The sequence below is a fragment of the Cryobacterium soli genome (assembly GCF_003611035.1).
Taxonomy (GTDB): Bacteria; Actinomycetota; Actinomycetes; order Actinomycetales; family Microbacteriaceae; genus Cryobacterium; species Cryobacterium soli.
The window spans coordinates 2,963,274-2,981,357 of sequence record NZ_CP030033.1; the positions used below are offsets into that span (position 1 = coordinate 2,963,274).

General features: G+C 69.7%; 17 protein-coding genes. 6 read left to right on the plus strand and 11 right to left on the minus strand.

Features of this window, described 5'->3' with window-relative positions:
* Position 1: 1 nt before the first annotated feature.
* Together DOE79_RS13745 and DOE79_RS13750 are read right to left on the minus strand one after the other, a co-directional pair.
* The gene (locus tag DOE79_RS13745) at positions 2-1,312 is read right to left on the minus strand and encodes an ABC transporter substrate-binding protein (RefSeq protein ID WP_120338989.1); all 1,311 of its coding nucleotides are present in this window, start codon (positions 1,310-1,312) and stop codon (positions 2-4) included.
* A 33-nt stretch (positions 1,313-1,345) separates the two neighbouring features.
* Positions 1,346-3,475: an alpha-galactosidase gene (locus DOE79_RS13750; protein ID WP_120338990.1), complete on the minus strand. Its 2,130-nt coding sequence runs from the start codon at positions 3,473-3,475 to the stop codon at positions 1,346-1,348.
* 212 nt (positions 3,476-3,687) lie between these two features.
* Here DOE79_RS13750 and DOE79_RS13755 point away from each other — a divergent pair, with 212 nt between their 5' ends.
* A complete protein-coding gene (locus tag DOE79_RS13755; RefSeq protein WP_120338991.1) occupies positions 3,688-4,839 on the plus strand; it encodes an ROK family protein in 1,152 nt (383 codons plus the stop codon).
* Between the two features lie 44 nt (positions 4,840-4,883).
* On the opposite strand, the gene DOE79_RS13760 is transcribed toward DOE79_RS13755, so the two are convergent.
* The 4 genes from DOE79_RS13760 to DOE79_RS13775 all read right to left on the minus strand — a co-directional run bounded on the left by DOE79_RS13760 (position 4,884) and on the right by DOE79_RS13775 (position 8,058).
* Positions 4,884-5,081 (minus strand): hypothetical protein, encoded by a 198-nt coding sequence (locus DOE79_RS13760; protein ID WP_120338992.1) that lies wholly within the window; start codon positions 5,079-5,081, stop codon positions 4,884-4,886.
* Between the two features lie 99 nt (positions 5,082-5,180).
* The gene (locus DOE79_RS13765; protein ID WP_120338993.1) at positions 5,181-6,263 is read right to left on the minus strand and encodes a D-2-hydroxyacid dehydrogenase; all 1,083 of its coding nucleotides are present in this window, start codon (positions 6,261-6,263) and stop codon (positions 5,181-5,183) included.
* On the minus strand, positions 6,260-7,288 hold the full coding sequence (locus DOE79_RS13770) for a sugar kinase (protein ID WP_120338994.1): 1,029 nt from the start codon (positions 7,286-7,288) through the stop codon (positions 6,260-6,262). Before DOE79_RS13770 ends, DOE79_RS13765 begins: the two co-directional genes overlap by 4 nt.
* A complete protein-coding gene (locus DOE79_RS13775; RefSeq protein ID WP_120338995.1) occupies positions 7,285-8,058 on the minus strand; it encodes a fumarylacetoacetate hydrolase family protein in 774 nt (257 codons plus the stop codon). The genes DOE79_RS13770 and DOE79_RS13775 overlap by 4 nt, the downstream gene beginning before the upstream one ends.
* 38 nt (positions 8,059-8,096) lie before the next feature.
* Between DOE79_RS13775 and DOE79_RS13780 the strand changes: the two genes are divergently transcribed.
* Positions 8,097-8,873, plus strand: a complete 777-nt coding sequence (locus DOE79_RS13780) for an IclR family transcriptional regulator (RefSeq protein WP_220094233.1) — start codon at positions 8,097-8,099, stop codon at positions 8,871-8,873.
* 25 nt (positions 8,874-8,898) lie between these two features.
* Here DOE79_RS13780 and DOE79_RS13785 read toward each other — a convergent pair whose 3' ends face one another.
* Positions 8,899-10,326 (minus strand): MFS transporter, encoded by a 1,428-nt coding sequence (locus DOE79_RS13785; protein WP_120338996.1) that lies wholly within the window; start codon positions 10,324-10,326, stop codon positions 8,899-8,901.
* Between the two features lie 222 nt (positions 10,327-10,548).
* Here DOE79_RS13785 and DOE79_RS13790 point away from each other — a divergent pair, with 222 nt between their 5' ends.
* Positions 10,549-11,127 (plus strand): TetR/AcrR family transcriptional regulator, encoded by a 579-nt coding sequence (locus tag DOE79_RS13790; protein WP_120338997.1) that lies wholly within the window; start codon positions 10,549-10,551, stop codon positions 11,125-11,127.
* 67 nt (positions 11,128-11,194) lie between these two features.
* Here DOE79_RS13790 and DOE79_RS13795 read toward each other — a convergent pair whose 3' ends face one another.
* The 3 genes from DOE79_RS13795 to DOE79_RS13805 all read right to left on the minus strand — a co-directional run bounded on the left by DOE79_RS13795 (position 11,195) and on the right by DOE79_RS13805 (position 13,573).
* Positions 11,195-12,301 carry a Gfo/Idh/MocA family protein gene (locus DOE79_RS13795; RefSeq protein WP_120338998.1) on the minus strand — a complete coding sequence of 369 codons (1,107 nt, stop codon included), beginning with the start codon at positions 12,299-12,301 and terminating at the stop codon, positions 11,195-11,197.
* Positions 12,298-13,101 (minus strand): sugar phosphate isomerase/epimerase family protein, encoded by an 804-nt coding sequence (locus DOE79_RS13800; RefSeq protein WP_120338999.1) that lies wholly within the window; start codon positions 13,099-13,101, stop codon positions 12,298-12,300. The genes DOE79_RS13795 and DOE79_RS13800 overlap by 4 nt, the downstream gene beginning before the upstream one ends.
* Before the next feature lie 106 nt (positions 13,102-13,207).
* Positions 13,208-13,573, minus strand: a complete 366-nt coding sequence (locus tag DOE79_RS13805) for a VOC family protein (RefSeq protein ID WP_120339000.1) — start codon at positions 13,571-13,573, stop codon at positions 13,208-13,210.
* A gap of 61 nt (positions 13,574-13,634) precedes the next feature.
* Here DOE79_RS13805 and DOE79_RS13810 point away from each other — a divergent pair, with 61 nt between their 5' ends.
* The 3 genes from DOE79_RS13810 (at position 13,635) to DOE79_RS13820 (ending at position 16,593) form a co-directional block, all read left to right on the plus strand.
* Positions 13,635-14,075: a MarR family winged helix-turn-helix transcriptional regulator gene (locus DOE79_RS13810; RefSeq protein WP_120340342.1), complete on the plus strand. Its 441-nt coding sequence runs from the start codon at positions 13,635-13,637 to the stop codon at positions 14,073-14,075.
* Positions 14,076-14,210: 135 nt separating this feature from the next.
* Positions 14,211-15,560, plus strand: coding sequence for a hemolysin family protein (locus tag DOE79_RS13815; protein WP_120339001.1), 1,350 nt, complete (start codon positions 14,211-14,213; stop codon positions 15,558-15,560).
* Complete coding sequence (locus tag DOE79_RS13820) at positions 15,553-16,593, plus strand: hemolysin family protein (RefSeq protein ID WP_120339002.1); 1,041 nt, start codon at positions 15,553-15,555, stop codon at positions 16,591-16,593. Before DOE79_RS13815 ends, DOE79_RS13820 begins: the two co-directional genes overlap by 8 nt.
* A 162-nt stretch (positions 16,594-16,755) precedes the next feature.
* On the opposite strand, the gene DOE79_RS13825 is transcribed toward DOE79_RS13820, so the two are convergent.
* Positions 16,756-18,024, minus strand: a complete 1,269-nt coding sequence (locus DOE79_RS13825; protein ID WP_120340343.1) for an MFS transporter — start codon at positions 18,022-18,024, stop codon at positions 16,756-16,758.
* Positions 18,025-18,084 lie beyond the last annotated feature (60 nt).

Consider the following 18,084-nt stretch of genomic DNA (forward strand, 5'->3'; position numbering starts at 1 on the left):
CTCACTTCCCCTGTCTCTGTGTGGTGGTTCGGGCGGCGACCTTGTCCCATTCGGAATCCAGGTCGGTGAGGAAGGTCTCGGTGTCGCCGGTGATCACCAGCGTCTGGAGCAGGTTCACCAGCGGCACGGCCGCGGGAATCTGGTGGTCGATGAAGCCGATGATCTTGCCGGCGCTGAAGTACGGCTCGAGTCCGGCCAGAGCGGGGTCATTGTTCGGCGCGGCGTCCAGGAGCGGTGAGAAGGTGCTCTGCGCCTCGGAGTACGCGGCCACGACATCGGGCGACATCAGGTAGTCGACGAACTTCTGGGCTTCGGCGGCGTGAGGGGTGTTCCGGCCCACCATGATGCCCACGTCTACGCCGGACACCACGACGCGGCTGTCGGCGTCGTCGGTGACCGGGTACGGGAACGAACCGATGGCGGCGTCCGGGTTGTTCGCCCGGATGGCGGGGATCGCGTAGGACCCCTGTAGGTACATGGCCGATTCGCCGTCGGCGAAGGCCTTGTTGCCGGCGTTGTAGTCGCGGCTGGCGAAGTTGTCCTGGCAGTAGCTGAAAAGCTCCACCTCCTTGTCGGCGGCGTCAGCGAAGTCCTCCTGGAACGAGACCGTGGCCGTCGCCGGGTCTTCGTCGCGGAGGGTGTCGAAGAAGCCGTCGGGCATCAGCGTGCCGCCGAGGTTGACGAACGCGGGCGACGCGGTCCAGGAGTCCTTCAGGGTGCAGTAGAAGGGCGAGACCCCGTTGGCCTGGAAGGTGTCGGCGGCGGCGATCAGCTCGGACCAGGTTGTCGGCACTTCAACGCCGTTGGCGGCGAAGATGTCAGGGTTGTAGAGGATGCCGCTGGCATTGCTGGCGAACGGCAACGCGTTCACCTCGTCGGCGCCGTCGGCCGAGCAGGTGCCGAGCGACTGCACGATGTCCTGTACGGCCGGGTTCACGGTCTCGGCGGCCGGGTCGCCGCTGAGGTCGGCGAAGATGCAGGCCCGGGCGAGCTCACCGTAGTTGCCGTTGACGTTGAGAGTGAGCACATCGGGCACCTTGTCCTTCACGAGCAGGGTGCGGATGGCGGTGTCCGGGTCAGGCACCGAGTTCTGGATGACCCGGATGCCCGGGTTCTCTGCCTCGAAGTCCGTGATGATTGCCGCGAAGTCACCTACGGCCTCGGGCTTGAACTGGAAGAAGTTCAGCGTGACCTGGCCGTCGTCGCCGGCGGAGCATCCGCTCAACGCCGCCAGGGTCGCGGCGGCGGCCACCAGGGCGGTCGCCCGCCGCAGTCGTCGCCGCGGATGGGGGATGGTGCTGGGGGATTTCATGGCGCCTCCTTGCGCTTGATCCGCTAAAAAACTTTAGGCGGAGGTGATCTCGAAGACTGCGAGATGTTCGGGGAAGAGAACGGGGCCCTGCACGCCGATCGTGCGCAGGGCCCGTCCGGTGAGGGTGAGAGGGCGCTGGCTCCAGGGCAGGTCCGACTGGCCGTTGCCGGTGCCGGTGGACTCGAGGGCGAGAGGCCGCACCGTGTACCGATGGGCGTCGTCGAGGCCCGGGAAACGGAGGGAACCGACCGGGTAGAAGGTACTCGCGGCCACCTGGGTGAACACGAACAGGGCGCGGCTTCGGTCTGCCGCGACAACGCCGCGGAGGTCCACGGCCGGGTCGGGGTGGTCGGCGTGCACGCTGGTGCCGGTGTGGAGAAGGTCGCGATTGGCCTTGTACAGGGCGATCCAGCCGGCCAGCTCGGCGTACTCGGTCTCGGAGAGGGAGGCGATGTCCCACTCGATGCCGAGGTGGCCGAGCAGGGCCACGCCGGCCCGCAGCGAGAGCTCGTGGCGCCGGCCGGTGGAGTGCGAGACGGGGCCGCTGATGTGGGCGCCCAGCAGCTCGTTGGGAACCAGCAGGCCGGTGTACTTCTGGATGGTGAGGCGCTCGATCGGGTCGATGCAGTCGCTGGTCCAGATGCGGTCGGTGTGGTCGAGGATGCCCAGGTCGACGCGGGCACCGCCCGAGGCGCAGCTCTCGATCTCCAGGCCTGGGTGCCGGGCCTTGAGCTCGTCGAGCAGCGCGTAGAGCGCCAGGACGTTGTCGTGCACGGCCGCGGCGCCCGTGCGGGTGCTGCCGGCGTCGACGAGATCGCGGTTGTGGTCCCACTTGAGGTACCCGATCGGGTACTCCACGAGCAGGGCGTCGAGCCGGTCGAGTAGGTAGGCGTAGGCATCCGGGTGCGACAGGTCGAGAACCTGCTGCTGGCGGCCCTCCACGGGCAGGCGGCCGGCGGCCTGCAGCATCCAGTCGGGGTGCGCGCGGGCCAGGTCGGAGTCGGGGTTGACCATCTCGGGTTCGACCCAGAGGCCGAACTGCATGCCGAGGCCCGTGACGGTGTCGATCAGCGGGGCGAGGCCGTCAGGCCAGACGTCGGAGTCCACCCACCAGTCGCCGAGACCCGCGGTGTCGTCGCGGCGGCCGTGGAACCAGCCGTCGTCGAGCACGTACCGCTCCACGCCTACTCGCGCGGCGGCATCCGCCAGCGCCGTGAGCCGGCCGAGGTCGTGGTCGAAGTACACGGCCTCCCAGGTGTTGAGGGTGACCGGGCGCGGCGTGGTCGGGTGCGTCGCGCGGGCCCGCAGGCGGGTGTGGATGCGGGCGGAGAGTTCGGTGAGCCCGTCGCCCCACGAGGCGATCACGTCGGGTGTCGTGTAGCTGGCGCCCGGGGCGAGCCGGATCTCGCCCGCGGCGAGGAGTTCGCCGGCTTGCAGGAAGCTGGAGCCGGTGACGAGTTTCTCGGCGGCGAGGCGGTAGTTGCCACTCCAGGCGAGGTGCACGGCGTGCACGAGGCCGGTCTCGAAGCCGAAGCCGGGGGTGCCGGCGGCGAGCAGCAGGGTGGCGTCAGCTCCGGGGCGGCCCTTGCGGCTGTCGCGCTGGTGCCGGCCGATGGTGAAGCCGTGCCGCTGTGGGGTGCGCTCGCGCAGGTGCCGCCCGGTGGTGTCGAGGATCTCGGTCGCGGTCGCCGGTACCGGCACGGTCACCGTGAGGTCGACGAGGTCGTAGTCGTCATCGCCGGTGTTGGTGACCGTGAGGTTCTGGCTGAGCACGCCTGCGGCATCGACGACCAGGTCGGCGCGGAGGGTGAGCCGGGCGTCGGGGTCGCTCGCCAGCGCCGACAGCGTGGTCGACGTGTGGCTGACCTCGGTGGTGCGGAGGAGGGGGGAGAAGGAGCGTCCGGTGCGGCTGCCGGTCAGGCCGGGGGTGCCCTGCCAGCCGGCCGACTCCTGCGGAAGGAGGCTGAGGCGGGCGGGTTCGTCGAGGCCGCCGGACACCCGCTGCGGCAGGGAGGCGAGCACGATGGCGTCGAGGTCGGCGGTCTCGAGGTCGCCCAGGTCGGCGCCCCAGTGCACGATGACGGGCAGTGAGGGTGCGGCTACGTCGACGATGACGCTGGTGCCGCCGTTGCGGAGGTGGACGACGGTGTTGCTCTGGGACATGCATATATTTCTATATTGCAAGGAACTCAATGTCAAGCGTCAAGTTTGTGCGGTTCAGGAGGAGGTTTTGTGGCGTTCGGGAACTATTTAGTTGCGGGATGCAATAAAAAGGGCGGCCGTGGACCGGTATTCTGATCGTATTCACCCTCCTGAGAGCGCGAACAGTCTGCGGGCGCACGGAATGCGCTGCCTGATCGAAAGTTGCCGAGCCCATGTCATCCGTTGAGGCCGCTGAACGCCGCTACCGAGCACCGTCCAGCGAGCTGGCGCGGGAAGTGCTTGTGCACGGGCCGATCCTGCGAAGCGTTCTGGCAAAGCGGTTGGGCCTGTCCTTGGCCACCCTCACCCGGCTGGCCCGCCCCCTGCTCGACGACGGACTGTTCGTGGAAGTGACCGAGGAACTCGACGGCGCCATGGGCCGACCGGCCAAGCCGCTCGATGTGCGCGCCGAGGCGCGGCAGTTCCTCGGGGTCAAGCTCACCGGCGACACCGCCGTGGCGGTCACGACCGACCTCCGCGCCGCGGAGGGGCGCCGGGCCGAACGCCCGCTGCCGAGCCACGAGCTTGACGACGTCGTGGCGGTGATCGTGGAGCTGGCCGGAGAGCTCGCGAACGAGCAGGAGTTCACGGCCATCGGCATCAGCGTGGGCGGACAGGTCTCCGACAACCGGGTGATCGACCGGGCGCCATTCCTCGGCTGGCGCGGGGTGCCGCTGGCGGACGCCGTCGAGGCGCGGCTCGGCGTGCCGGTCATGGTGGAGAACGATGTGGTGGCCCTCGCCGCCGCGGAGCACTGGTTCGGCCTGGGCCGCGGCTTCTCCAACTTCGCGGTGCTCACCGTGGGCGCCGGCGTGGGCTACGGGCTGGTCATGCATGACCAGGTGGTCAGTACCTCGGAGGCCGGGCTCGGTCTGGGCGGGCATTTCCCACTCGACCCCACCGGTCCGCTCTGCTTCCTGGGCCACCGGGGCTGTTCAACGGCGATGCTCACCATTCCCAGCATCCGGGCGCAGGTGGAGGTGGCCCTTGGACATCCGGTGAGCTATGCCGAGGTGCTCGAGATGGCCGCGGCCGGCCAACCGGTGGCCCTCGCGGTGCTGCGCGCCGCGGGCACTGCCCTCGGGCGGCTCATCGCGGCCGTCGCCAACCTTGCGATGGTCGAGCACGTGGTGCTCGCGGGTGAGGGTCTGGGTTTCCTCGACATCGTGCGGGGCGAGATGGATGCCGCGATTCTCGCCGACCGCGACCCGGAGGCCGCCCGGGTGGACGTGCTGCTCGACCCCAGCGGCTTCATCTCCTGGGCCCAGGGCGCCGCGGCCATCGCCATCCAGCGCACTGTAGACACCCTCGCCGCCGGCGGCTGACCTGCCCACCGGTTCGCGAGAGGTGTTTCGCGGGCTCGGCGGTGTCAGCGCTTGCGGGGGCCCCGACCGGATGCGCTGCGGGACGCGCGCGACGGGGTGGTGCGGGCGCGGGCCCGACGGGCATCCGCCGCTCGCAGCCGCTCGGGGTCGCCGTTGCCGCCGCCCACCCAGTAGAGAACGAACTGGGCGGCCTCGGTGAGGGCCGCAGTGCATCGGTGGCTGACTCGCACAAGGAGGTTCATGCGGCCACCCTAGCGGTCCCACCCGCCCGCGAACCGTGAGAAAAGCACCTCAAAATGCGCTTTTTCGGCACTTCTGTCACCGTTCGCGGGCGGGGGAGGCTAGTAGAACTCGACGGTGTCGACGATGTTGAGCAGGGGTCGACCGTCGAGGAAACGGGTGGCATTCTCGGCGAACAGCTCGGCGATACGGCGTTCCTCGCCGGCGTCCAGGGCCGCCGTGTGCGGGCTGACGAGCACATTCGGCAGGTCCCAGAGCGGGCTGCTCGGGGGCAGGGGTTCGCTGGCGAACACATCGAGCGCGGCGAAGCCGACCTGCCCGTTCTGCAGGGCCACGGTGAGGGCGGCCTCATCGATGACGGTGCCGCGGCCCACGTTCACGACGGTCACGCCGGGCGTGGCGGCGGCGAAGACGGCCGCGCCCACGAGTCCGTCGGTGGCGGCGGTGCCCGGCAGCGAGACCACGATGGCGTCGGCCCGGCCGGCGTGCTCGGCGAGGTCGTCGATCGAGACATACTCATCGACGTGCTCCACGGTGCTGCTGCTGCCGGGGCGGCGGGTGCCGATCACGTGCATGCCGAGGGCCTTGCTGAGGCGGGCGATTTCCTGACCGATGCCGCCCAGCCCCACCAGGAGCACGGTCTGTTCGCGCACCTGGCCGAGCGGTCGGCGGGCCGGCCACTCGTGCTTCCGTTGCTGCAGCTGCAGCTGCGGCAGCCGTTTGGCGCCGGCGAGGATGCCGAACAGGGCGAACTCCGCCAGTGGGCCACCGTGCACACCGGCCGAGGTGGTGAAGGCCACCCGGGTGAGGTCATCGTCGGCGAGGTCGGCCGACTTCACCTGGGCGCCGCCGCCGGCGGCCATCAACTGCACCCAGCGCAGCTTCGGGTTGGCCGTTACCGTGCGACGGAGGGCAGCCGGGTCCACATCCGGGATGCCGTAGAGCACGTCGGCGGAGTCCACGAGGGTCTCGAACTCGGCCTGCTGGGCCGGGGTACGCGCAAACGCCGGGTCGCCGCGGTAGTCGGCCGGATGCCGCATGGGCGGCAACAGGCTCTGGTCCCGAATGAGGTCGATGCGTGGTTCCGCCCGCTCGATCAGTCGGCAGAGCTCCTCCGAGAGCGGGGAGGCTACGACGACACGGAGGGCCGGGGAGACCGGGGGAGAGGTGGTGGGGGTGGTCATACTGAGGCCCTTTCTGCGGGGGTGGTGTCGTGGATACGAGTCTGGTCGGTGGCGGCGAGGAATGCGTCGAGGCCGGCGCGGTCGGGCAGTCCCTCCTGGTCGCCGTGGCTGGTCGTGGCGATGGCGCCCACCGCCGCTGCGCGGCTGAGCCACTCCGGTGCGGGCCGGCCGTCCAGGGCGGCGCTGATGAACCCGGCCGCGAAGCCGTCGCCGGCTCCGACGGTGTCCACCGGGCGCACCGGGAACGGCGGGCAGAGAACGTGCTGACCGTCGTGGGTGAACAGTTCGGCGCCGGCCGCGCCGGTTTTCACCGCCACGGTCCGTACACCGCGATCGAGGTACCAGCGGGCAACGCCGGCCGGGGTGGTCGCTCCGGTGAGGATCCGGCCCTCGGGCAGGCCCGGCAGGACCCAGTCGGCCTGCAGCGCCAGATCGTTGACGGTGCGCACCATGGTGGCGGTATCTGGCCAGAGCGCCGGGCGCAGGTTGGGGTCCACGCTCACGGTGGCGCCGGATTGCCGCGCGGCGGCCACGGCCTGCGCGGCCAGTGCGCGCGGCCCCTCGCCGAGCGCGAGCGGGATGCCGGTGAGGTGTAGGTGCCTGGCGCGCCGCAGGTAGGCATCCGTTGCCGTCGTCGGGCCCATGCCGCGCGCGGCGGAATGCGCCCGGAAGTACACGACGGTGGGGTCGTCGCCGTCGCCGGTGCGGTTCTTGAGTTGGAAACCTGTGGGCGCGGTGGCATCGACGCTGACCTGGCCGTCGTCGATGCCGAGCTGTCGCAGACGGGCCTGCGCGAACTCGCCGAACGGGTCGGCGCCGAGACGGGTGAGAAAGCCCACCCGGTGGCCGAGCCGGGTCAGGCCCACCGCCACGTTGAACTCCGCCCCGGCCAGCCGGCGCGTGAAATGCTCGGCGCTGGCCAGGGCGCCCGGCGCGTCTGCCACGAACATGGCCATGATCTCGCCGAGCGTGACGACGTCCAGTTCGGGGGCTGGAGCGGGCAGGCGAAGCGTCGCGGTGTTCATGCGGGGACCTTCCGGTAGTGCTCGAGCAGGCCGACGGGTTGGCTGGCGCCGATGACCGGGTTCTGCAGGGTGAGCCCGGCCACGGTGACGGTGACCTGCCCGCCCGGGCGGAGTTCGGCATCGGCTCCAGGGGCCCCGGTGAGAATCACGTCGCCGGGCTGCAGGGTGGTGATGCTGCTCAGGTAGACGATGATCTCGGCGAAGCCACGGGCCAGCGCCGTGGTCGTGGTGCGGGAGACCGGCGCGCCGTCGAGGTCCAGGCGGATGTCGGCCTCGACGGGCAGCTCGGTATCGATCACGGGGCCGAGCGGCGTGAACCCGTCGAAGCCCTTGCCCGCCAGCCACAGGGAGTCCTGCGCCTGCATGTCCCGTGCTGTCACGTCGTTGGCGGCGGTGTAGCCCAGCACCACCTCGAGCGCATCGGCGAGGGTGCGGTGACGCGCCGGCCTGCCGATCACCAGCGCCACTTCGGCCTCCGCCACGACCGGTCCGATTCCCTGCGGCACCGGAATGGGGTCGCCGGGGCCGATGGCAGCGTGCCCCGGCTTGAGGAACGCCTGGGGCGGCAGCATCCGGTCGGCCGGCCCGGTGTTGTGCGCCATGCCGTAGATGGTGCCCGGCCGCACCGGTGCCAGCAGTAGGTGCGGGGTGAAGGGCAGCTGCACTCCCGTGGGCCGCAGATCGGTCAGACCGTGCACCAGCAGCAGCACGTCACCGTGCACGATTCCGTGCCGGGGTCCGCCCCCGGTGGCCACCCGCGCGATCAGCACGGCGCGCCTGCCCAGACGGATGCCGGTACGATCGACGCGTGACGACCGGTGACACCGACACGGTGGGCAAGGACATGGTGGGCAAGGCTCTGAGCCTGCTGACCGTGCTCGGCCCGCACCCCGACGGGGCCACCCTGTCGGACCTGGCGCGCTGGACCGGCTACCCGGTGACCACGACGCACCGGCTGCTCGGCTCGCTGGTGCGCGACGAATTCGTGAGTTTCAACCCGGAGACCAAGCTCTACAGCCTGGGGCTGCGCCTGTTCCAGCTCGGCGCCGCGGTGTCCAGCGCCCACGGCTTCCAGGGCGTGGCCCTGCCCGTGCTGCGCACGCTGTCCCGCGCCACCGGAGAAGCCAGTCTGATGTCGGTTCTCGACGGTGAACACCAGCTCTACATCCACCACATCGAGGCGCGCCACCACGTCGGTGTGCGCGGCGAGACCGGCAAGCTCGGCCCGCTGCACTGCACCTCGATGGGCAAGGTGCTCATAGCCTTCGCCGACTGGGAAACCCGCGACCACCTGGTCACCTCGCTCCCGCTGGAGCGGTTCACCACCCGCACCATCACCGACAGGGCGGCGTTCGCGGCCGAGATCGCACGGGTGCGCTCGCAGGGCTTCGCGGTCTCCAATGAGGAGCACGAGGAGGGCATCGTGACGGTGGGCGTTCCCGTGCTGGACGCCATGGGCATCGCGGTGGCCGCCCTCTCGGTGCCGTCTCCGGCCTACCGCACCACGGTGGAGCAGGCCATGCAGTTCCTCGGCCCGCTGCGCGATGCCGCCGCGGAGCTGGCCGTTCTGCTGCCCCGGCGCTGAGCGCACCGTACCGATCGGGTCGCGGTCAGGCACGAGAAGTTCCGACGGGGACGGACGCGGGGGTTGCGGCGGCCGCAGGGGTGCGAACCGCGTCGTCGAGGGCATCCGTCTCGAGGTCGAGGTCACGGCCCCTGGTCTCCGGCGTGATGAAGGTGACGGCGATGGTCACGCCGGTCAGCAGGAGCAGGTAGGCCGCAAGCGGTACCCAGCTGTCGGCGAACCAGGCCAAGAGCAGCGCGCCCACTAGCGGCACCAGGCCGCCGGCGATGACGGCGGAGAACTCGCGGGCCACCGAGACGCCGGTGTACCGGTGCCGGGAGCCGAACAGCTCGGGCATCAGGGCGCCCTGGGCGCCGAACATGCCCCAGGTGCCGATGCCGAGCGCCACCGAGATGGCCGCCACGGTGGCGACGACGTTGCCGGTTGAGAGGATCCACCACACCGGCACGGCGATCACGAACTGGAAGATCGCGAACCCGCGGTACACCCGGACCCGGCCGAACCTGTCACTGAGCAGCCCGGCGACGGGCACGGTGATCGCACCGACGGCGGCGGCGAACACCAGCGAAATGGCGCCGATCGGCCCGGCGGTGACCGACGAGCCCAGCGCGACGGTGACGACGTAGCTGATGGCGAGCACCTGGTAGATCGAGGAGCCACCGTTTTCGGCCATGCGCAGACCCATGCCGATCAGCACGGTCTTCCGCGAGGTACGCAGCAGGTTGCGCAGGGGCTTGTCCTGAACCTGCTCGTGGGCCTTGAGCTTCGAGAACGAAGGCGACTCCTTGAGCTTGAGCCGGATGTACACGGCCACGCCGATGAGGATCGCGCTGGCCAGGAACGGAATGCGCCACAGGCCGTCCAGCACGACCTGCTGGCTGGGAATGAGCAGCAGGAAGAAGACCAGCGCCGCGATCACGGTGCCGATCTGGATGCCCATGAACGGCAGCGAGGCGAAGAAGCCGCGGCGGTGTCGGGGCGCGTATTCGGTCATCAGCGTGGCCGCGCCCGCCTGTTCGGCGCCGGCCCCGAAGCCCTGCAGGATACGCAGCACGATGAGCAGGATCGGCGCCAGGATGCCGACCTGGTCGTAGGTGGGCAGCAGGCCCATCGCGGTGCTGGCCCCACCCATCAAGAGCACGGTGAGCAGCAGCACCGACTTGCGGCCGATGCGGTCGCCGAGCGATCCGAAGAACAGGCCGCCGAGGGGGCGGACCGCGAAGCCGATGAAGTAGGTGGCAAACGCCAGGATGCGTCCGGTGGTGGGGTCGCTGTCGGTGAAGAACAGTTCGCTGAAGATGAGTGCCGACGCCAGGCTGTAGAGCGCGAAGTCGTAGTACTCCAGAGCGCTGCCCAGCGAGCTGGCCCAGCCGGCCCGGCGCAGATCCGCCTCGGAGATGCTCGAGTCCGCGGTGCGGGGTGGCGCGGCCGGAGCGGGGGTTGACGATGACATGGAGACCTCTCTGTCTGTTGTCTGAATCCAGTGTGCGGAATCTGCTCGTTGAGCGTGCGACCGGTGACCGGCGCGGGATCAGAATCACACAGTGTTTCCACCATGTGGGTGAGCTTTCCGCGATACGGAAAGCAAGATCTCACGAACCGTGAGATAAGTCCCCTCAACCGTGGGTTTGAGGTGCTGTGCTCACGGTTCGCGGAAGGTCGGTAGCCTGGGGCAATGGCGAGCGTGGGCAGGTACCCGAAGGGCGTGGCAAAGCGTGCCGAGATACTGGAGACCGCGCTGGCGCTCGTGGCCCGCAACGGCTTCCGCCAGACCTCGGTGCGGGACATCGCGGCGGCCGTGGGGCTCACGCAGGCCGGACTGCTGCACTACTTCGAGTCCAAGGACGACCTCTGGGTGGCCATTCTGCGCACCAGGGACGCGATCGACGAGGCGAAGGACCCGGACGATCCCGACCCGGCGGCCACCTATGCGGCACTGATCCGGCACAACGCAGAGGTGCCAGGGCTCGTGCAGATGTTCGCCAATCTGTCGGCCGCGGCGGCGACCGATCCTGGGCATCCGGCCCACGAGTATTTTCGGCAGCGGTACGCGCAGTCCCGGGCCACCATCGCGGCGGGGCTGCGGCGGATGCAGGAATCCGGGCGGCTCGACACCACGGTCGACCCCGAGATGTTCGCGTCCATCCTGATGGCGGTCAGCGACGGCATGCAGGTGCAGTGGATGTTCGATGAGACGCGCGACATGGGTGCCCATGTCGAGGCCGTTATCGCGCTACTCCGCCGCGAACTGTGAGCTGAACCCCGAAAAGCCAAGCCGGGTTGAGGGGGCTCAGGCCACAGTTCGCGGGCGGCGGAGCGGCCTACAGGGTGGCCGCGGCGGGATCCCAGTCCTCGGCCAGCGGTGTCGGCTTCGTGATCCTCGACGTCACGTCCACCATGCTGCCGGTCTCGGCGGCTTCGGAGACGGCCAGCAGCACGTCGAGCACGTGCGCCGCGATCGCCCCGCTGGCACGCTCTGGAGCTCCGGCGCGGATCGACCGGGCCAGATCGAGCACGCCGGAGCCGCGACCGTAGGTGGAGCCGACCGGGGTGATCGTGCTGGGTTCCTCCTGGCCGAACCGCCACAGGGTGGACTCGCCCTCGAAGGTGTTCGGGTCTGGCAGCACGATCGTGCCGTCGGTGCCGCTGATCTCGACGAAGCCCATCCGGGGCAGGGCGTTCTGGAAGCTGAACGTGGACTGCGCGGACTGGCCGCTCTCGAAGGAGAGCACGGCGGCATGGTGCGTGGGCACCTCGACGGGGAACTCGGTGCCGGCCCTCGGGCCGCTGCCGATGGTGCGGACGGCGCTGGACTTCGACGACACCGCACCGACCCGGCTGGCGGAGCCGAAGGCGTGCACCAGGGTCGTGACGTAGTACGGCCCCATGTCGAAGAGCGGACCGGCGCCGTAGGCGAAGAGGAACTCCGGGTTCGGGTGCCAGGCGTCGGGGCCGGGCACGTGGAACATCGTGGTGGCCGTCAGCGGTTCGCCGATGTCGCCGCGAGCGATCGCGCGCATGGCCGTCTGGATGCCAGCGCCCAGCACGGTGTCCGGCGCACAGGCGACCCGGAGGCCGGCGGCGTCGGCCGTGGCCAGCAGCGCCGCGCCGGACTCGTGGTCAAGGGCCAGCGGCTTCTCACTCCACACGTGTTTGCCGGCGGCGATGATCTGCTGCCCCACCGCGGTATGCACGGCGGGGATGGTGAGGTTCACCACGATCTCGATGTCGTCCCTGGCCAGCAGCGCGTCGACCGAGCCGTGGCCGGGCACCCCGTAGGCCTCCGCCTGCGCCTGGGCGCGGGCAAGGTCGAGGTCCGCGACGAAGAGCACGTCGAGGTCGGCGAACGCCGTCATGTTCTCCAGGTAGGTGCCGCTGATGACGCCGGCGCCGATGACGCCGACGCCGACGCGTCCCGTGCGGCTCACTTGTCGTTCTCCGCAAGCCAGGCGAACGACGCCGCGATGCCGTCGAAGACGTCTCCGGTGTAGCCGTCGAACTCCACGACCCGCAGGGCGTTCGGCGCGGCGGCGAGGATGGCGGCGACGCCGACATCGCCACTACCGGCCGGCAGCTGGTTGGCGAAGGCTGCGGCGAGGGCTTCCGGCACGCTGAGGGCGCTCTCGCTGCTGGGCAGGGCCGTGGCGATGTCTCCGCGCACCGGACCGTCCTTGACGTGGATGAATTTCACCCGGTCGCCGAGGCGGCGCAGCAGGGCCGGGGTGTCGACGCCGCCGACGGTGGACCAATAGGTGTCGACCTCGAGGGCGACCTCGGGCGAGAGGGCCTCGACGAACAGCTCGTAGATGGGCCGGCCGTCGACGAGGTTCGCGAACTCCCACTGGTGGTTGTGGTAACCGAAACCCAGCCCGGCCTCGGCCGCCAACGCCTGCAGAACGTTGACCCGGTCGGCCAGGCGGGCGGCGTCATCCGCGCTCTGCCAGCGGTCACTCGGAATGAACGGGTCGATGACAGTGCCGATGCCCAGCTGCGCTGCGGCAGCGAAGGTGCGCGCCGGGTCATCGGAGTCGATGACCGGAGCGTGGCCGGACGGCGCCGTGACACCGGATGCCGCGAAGGCCTTCTCGAACTCATCGGCGCGTTCCACGAACGAGTAGGGCTCGACCTGGGTGAATCCGATCTCGGCGACTCGGGCGACGGCGCCCTGCAAGTCGGCGGAGATCGCATCCCGCACCGTGTAGAGCTGGACCGAGGGGGTGCTTGACATGCTTGCTCCTTTGAAAGTGTGGGGAGGGGCCTTCGCCCGTCCTCATATCTGCAGGAACAAACCTAACGTCGCTCGGTTTTAATTGCCAGCGTTTGCCACGAGATGCTCAGGCTCTGTCGTGCAGGGTGATCTGGTAGCCGTCGAGGTCTGCGAAGGTGAACGTGCGACCGAACGGGCCGTCGACGGGTGCCGCGGTGATGCGGATGCCGTCGGCGACGAGGCTGTCGTGAATCGCCTGCGCATCCGGAGCGTGCAACCACAGTCCGACGCCGAAGCCGAGCTGGCCCACCGCGTCCAGGTCGACGCCCGGGAGGGCCGCGCGCACCGCGAACGCCGCCGGGGTGGTGTTGAAGACGATGGCGTGAGGAGGGCCGGCCTGCCGAGTCAGGCCCAGGTAGTGCTCGTAGAACGCCGCTGCGCGATCGATCTCGCGCACCTGCAGGGAAATGAAGCCGGGACCGGATGCGGTCATGATGATTCTCCTTCGTGAGTGTCAGGTAGTTGACATACGACCAGTATGTCAGAATATTGACATGAGTGACAAGGATGCTCGCGTCGAGTTGGAGACGTCCGTGGGGTACCTGCTCAAGGAGGCCGCGAGCGCTCTGCGATCGGCTATGGAGGCGGTGCTGCGACCGCTCGGCATGAGCATCACGCACTATGCCTGTCTCGAGCTGCTCGCCCAACGGCCCGGGCTGTCCAACTCCGACCTGGCCCGCGGTGCCTTCGTGTCCCGCCAGTCGATGAACGTGCTGCTGCAGTCCCTCGAGCGAGACGGGTATGTGACCCGACCGGAGCGCGCATCCGAAGGCCGGGTGCTGCCCACCCGGCTGACAGCGCTGGGCCGGAGCCGCCTGGACGTGGCCAGCGCCGCAGTGCGGGGAGTGGAGGATCGGATGCGATCGGACCTTGATGCCGTCGAGCGCGAGCAGTTGCGTCTGTTGCTCAGGAAGTGCGTGGCGGCGCTGAACTGAGCCCGTGCAACATCCTGTGCGTTTGTACAGGATGCGCCGGTATGCTCGACGGACTATGGATGACCCTCCCACGCATAAACCCATGCTCCCTGCCCGCCCCGAACGCTTGAACTTCCGGGCACAGGGAGCCACCTCGTGAACGAATGGATCATGGTGGGCCTCGGGCTCATTCTGACCTTCGGTACCGGCGTGTTCGTCGCCGCCGAGTTCGCCCTCGTCACCCTCGACCGCAATGAGCTCGAGGCTCGCCGCGATCGCGGCGAGAAACGCCTCGGCCCCACCATCAAGGCGCTGCGGATCACTTCCACGCACCTTTCCAGCGCGCAGCTGGGCATCACGCTGACCACCCTGCTCACCGGATACACCTTCGAGCCGGCCATCAGTTCGCTGCTGCGCGGCCCGATGCTCGACCTCGGCGTGCCAGAGGGCCTCGTGCCCGTGCTGGGCACCGTGATCGGCATCTCGCTGGCCACCCTGTTCTCCATGGTGATCGGCGAGTTGGTGCCGAAGAACTTCGCGCTGGCCGTTCCGCTGGCCACCGCCAAGTTCGTCGTGCCCATGCAGGCCGCGTTCACGGCCGTGTTCAAGCCCGTGATCTTGCTGTTCAACAACACCGCCAACGCCCTCATCCGCCTCGTCGGCATCGAGCCCAAGGAGGAGCTCTCCGGCGCCCGCAGCGCCGAAGAACTCGGCTTCCTGGTGCGCCGGTCAGCCATGGAGGGCCTGCTCGACGCGGACCACGCCGAGATGCTGAACCGCACGCTGCGGTTCTCCGACCACTCGGCCGCCGACGTGATGACCCCGCGCGTGCAGATGGCGTCGGTGCACGCCGACGACACCGCTGAGAGCATCGTGGCGCTGGCCAGCGCCACCGGCTACTCGAGGTTCCCGGTGATCGGCCGCGACACCGACGACATCCTGGGCGTGCTGCACGTCAAGCAGGCCTTCGCCGTTGCCTTGGAGCGCCGCACACTGGTGCGAGCGGACGAACTGATGCTGCCCGCGCTGCGGGTGCCGGAGTCGATGGGCGTCGACCGGCTGCTCGGGGCACTCCGCCAGCAGGGCCTGCAGATCGCCGTGGTGTCCGACGAATACGGCGGCACCGCCGGCATCGTCACGCTCGAGGACCTCGTGGAGGAACTCGTCGGCGAGCTGGAGGACGAGCACGACCGGGCCAAGGCCGGGATCGTGCGCACCGGCCGCTCGATCGTGTTCGACGGCGGCCTCCGCCCCGACGAGCTCCTCGAACGGGTGGGCCTGACGGTGCCCGACGACGGCGACTACGAGACCATCGCCGGTTTCGTCACCGACCGGCTCGACCGCATGCCCGAGGTGGGCGACACCGTGCCCATCGACGTGGGCACCCTGCGGGTCGAGCGGATGGATGGTGCGCGCGTGTCGCGCATCCGTCTCACCCCCAGCGAAACCGCGGCCGACCTCGACCCGGTCACGGCCATCATCGAAGGGAGGCTGACCCATGAGTGAGTATCTCCCCGGGCTGCTCTGGCTCGTTGTGCTCCTGGCGGTCAACGCCTTCTTCGTCGGCGCCGAATTCGCCGTGATCTCGGCCCGCCGGTCGCAGATCGAACCTCTCGCCGCGCAGGGCAACAAGGCCGCCAAGACCACCCTGTGGGCCATGGAGCACGCCACCCTGATGCTGGCGACCTCGCAGCTGGGCATCACCGTGTGTTCGCTGGTGATCCTCAACGTGTCGGAGCCGGCGATCCACCACCTGCTCGAGATCCCGCTGGGCTACACCGACCTGTCGCCCGCGGCCATCAGCGGAATCGCCTTCGCCGTGGCCCTGGGCCTGGTCACCTTCCTGCACGTGGTGCTGGGCGAGATGGTGCCCAAGAACATCTCGTTCTCGGTGCCCGATCGCGCGGCACTGATTCTCGCGCCGCCGCTGGTGTTCGTGGCGCGCGTGTTCCGGCCGGTGATCTTCAGCCTCAACTGGCTGGCCAACGGCGTGCTGCGGTTGTTCCGCGTCACGCCCAAGGACGAGGCGACGAGCGCATTCACCCTTGACGAGGTGGCCGGCATCGTGCGCCAGTCCACCCGTGAAGGCATGCTGATGGATGCCTCCGGCACGCTGTCGGCGGCGTTCGAGTTCACCACCAAACGGGTCTCCGACGTGGAGGTGCCGCTCGCCGGAATCGTATTCCTGCCGGTGCATGCATCGCCGGCGGACCTGCAGCGGGCCGTGGCCGAGCACGGCTTCTCCCGGTACATCCTCACGGATGCGGCTGGAGCGCCGACCGGCTACCTGCACCTCAAGGACGTCATGGACCTCACCGGCCCCGACGCCTTCAGCCAGCCGGTACCGGCCAAGCGGATCCGCCGCCTGGCCAGCGTGCTCCGCGACAGCGACCTCGAGGACGCCCTGGCCGCCATGCGCCGCACCGGCTCGCACGTGGCCAGTTCGTTCGACGCAAACGGTGTGGCCACCGGGGTGCTCTTCTTGGAGGACATAATCGAGGAGCTCGTGGGCGAGGTGGACGACGTCACGAGCGTGTAGCCGCGCCCGCCGCCCACCCCGTCTCCGGAGAACTGGGCGCACGTTCGTGAGGCAAAAGTGAGTCTAGAAGGACGGAATTCGGCATTACGTCCTTCTAAGCGGCCGATGTCCTCATAAACGTGCGTGCCGTCCGTCTCCGCCCCGCCCCGCCGGGCCTCCGCCTCAGCTGAGGGCGGGGGCGGCCGGGCGGCGGAGCAGCGTCCACACCGTGACCACGGCGACCAGCGCCATCGCGGCCACCCCGAGGCCCGAATAACCAACCAGGATGAGGACCGGTCCGGCCAGGGCGCCGCCGAGGGCGCCGGCGGCGTTCATCGACAGGTCCGAGAAGCCCTGCAATGCCGAGCGGTCGTGCACACCGACCGCCTCGGCGATGAGGGCCGAAGCGGCCACGACGGATGCCGACCAGCCGAGCCCGAGCAGGATCAGCCCCACGGTCACGGCCGTGCCGTTCTCGCCGGCGAGCCCGAACAGGGTGAGGGCGGCCAGCAGCAGCGCCTGCCCGGTGAGGATCACCGGCATCCGTCCGAGCCGGTCGGCCAGGGCGCCGAACACGGGCGACAGCGCATACATGCCGGCCACGTGCAGGCTGATGGTGAGTCCGACGATCGTGAGGGAAGCCCCGTGCTCGGTGAGGTGCACGGGCGCCATCGACATGAGGGCCACCATCGTGGCGTGGCTGAGGGCGATCACGACGACGGCGTAGCGGGCCAGCGGGTTGCCGCGCACGATGGCGAAGCCCCCGTGCGCTCGGGTGCCGGTGGGACGGTCTTCGCGCACCGACAGTGCCGTGAGCAGCGGGTCGGGGCGCAGCCCGATCGTGTAGACCAGCGCGGCGCCCACCTGGGCGGCCAGGGAGAACGCGAACGCCCCGGTGAGCGGGGGCAGCCCCAGTTGTGCGCCGACGACCTCGCCCGGGCCGAACAGGTTGGGCCCGAGCACCGCGCCGATGGTGGTCGACCAGACCACAATGGAAAGGTCACGCGCCCGGTACCGGGGGCTGGCCAGGTCGGTGGCGGCGAACCGGGCCTGCAGGTTGGTGGCCGACCCCGCTCCGAGCAGCATCAGGGCCAGCAGCAGGAGCGGGAAGGTGTCCACCGCGACCGCGGTGACCGCGAGCACGGCGCCGACGCCGGCGATCCCCGCCCCGGCTGCCAGTGATCGGCGGCGTCCGTTGGCTTGGGCCAGCCGGGCCAGCGGCACGGCCGCGAGGGCTGCCCCCAGGGTGCTCATGGTCGCCGCCATGCCCGACCAGGCGTTGGAGCCGGAGAGCTGAGCCGCGAGCAGGGCGCCCAGGGAGAGCGTGGCACCCATGCCGATGCCGCCCAGGACCTGGCCGAGGACGAGAATGCGCACCACCCGGCGTTGGATGTCGGTGTGCGCCGGCGCGGCGGCATCCGTCGCGGTGGGTGGGCGACGGCGTACGGTCATGGAGGGATCCCTGTCGAAGAAGCGGGTGGTGCGGCCGACGACGACCAGCCTATTGACTTC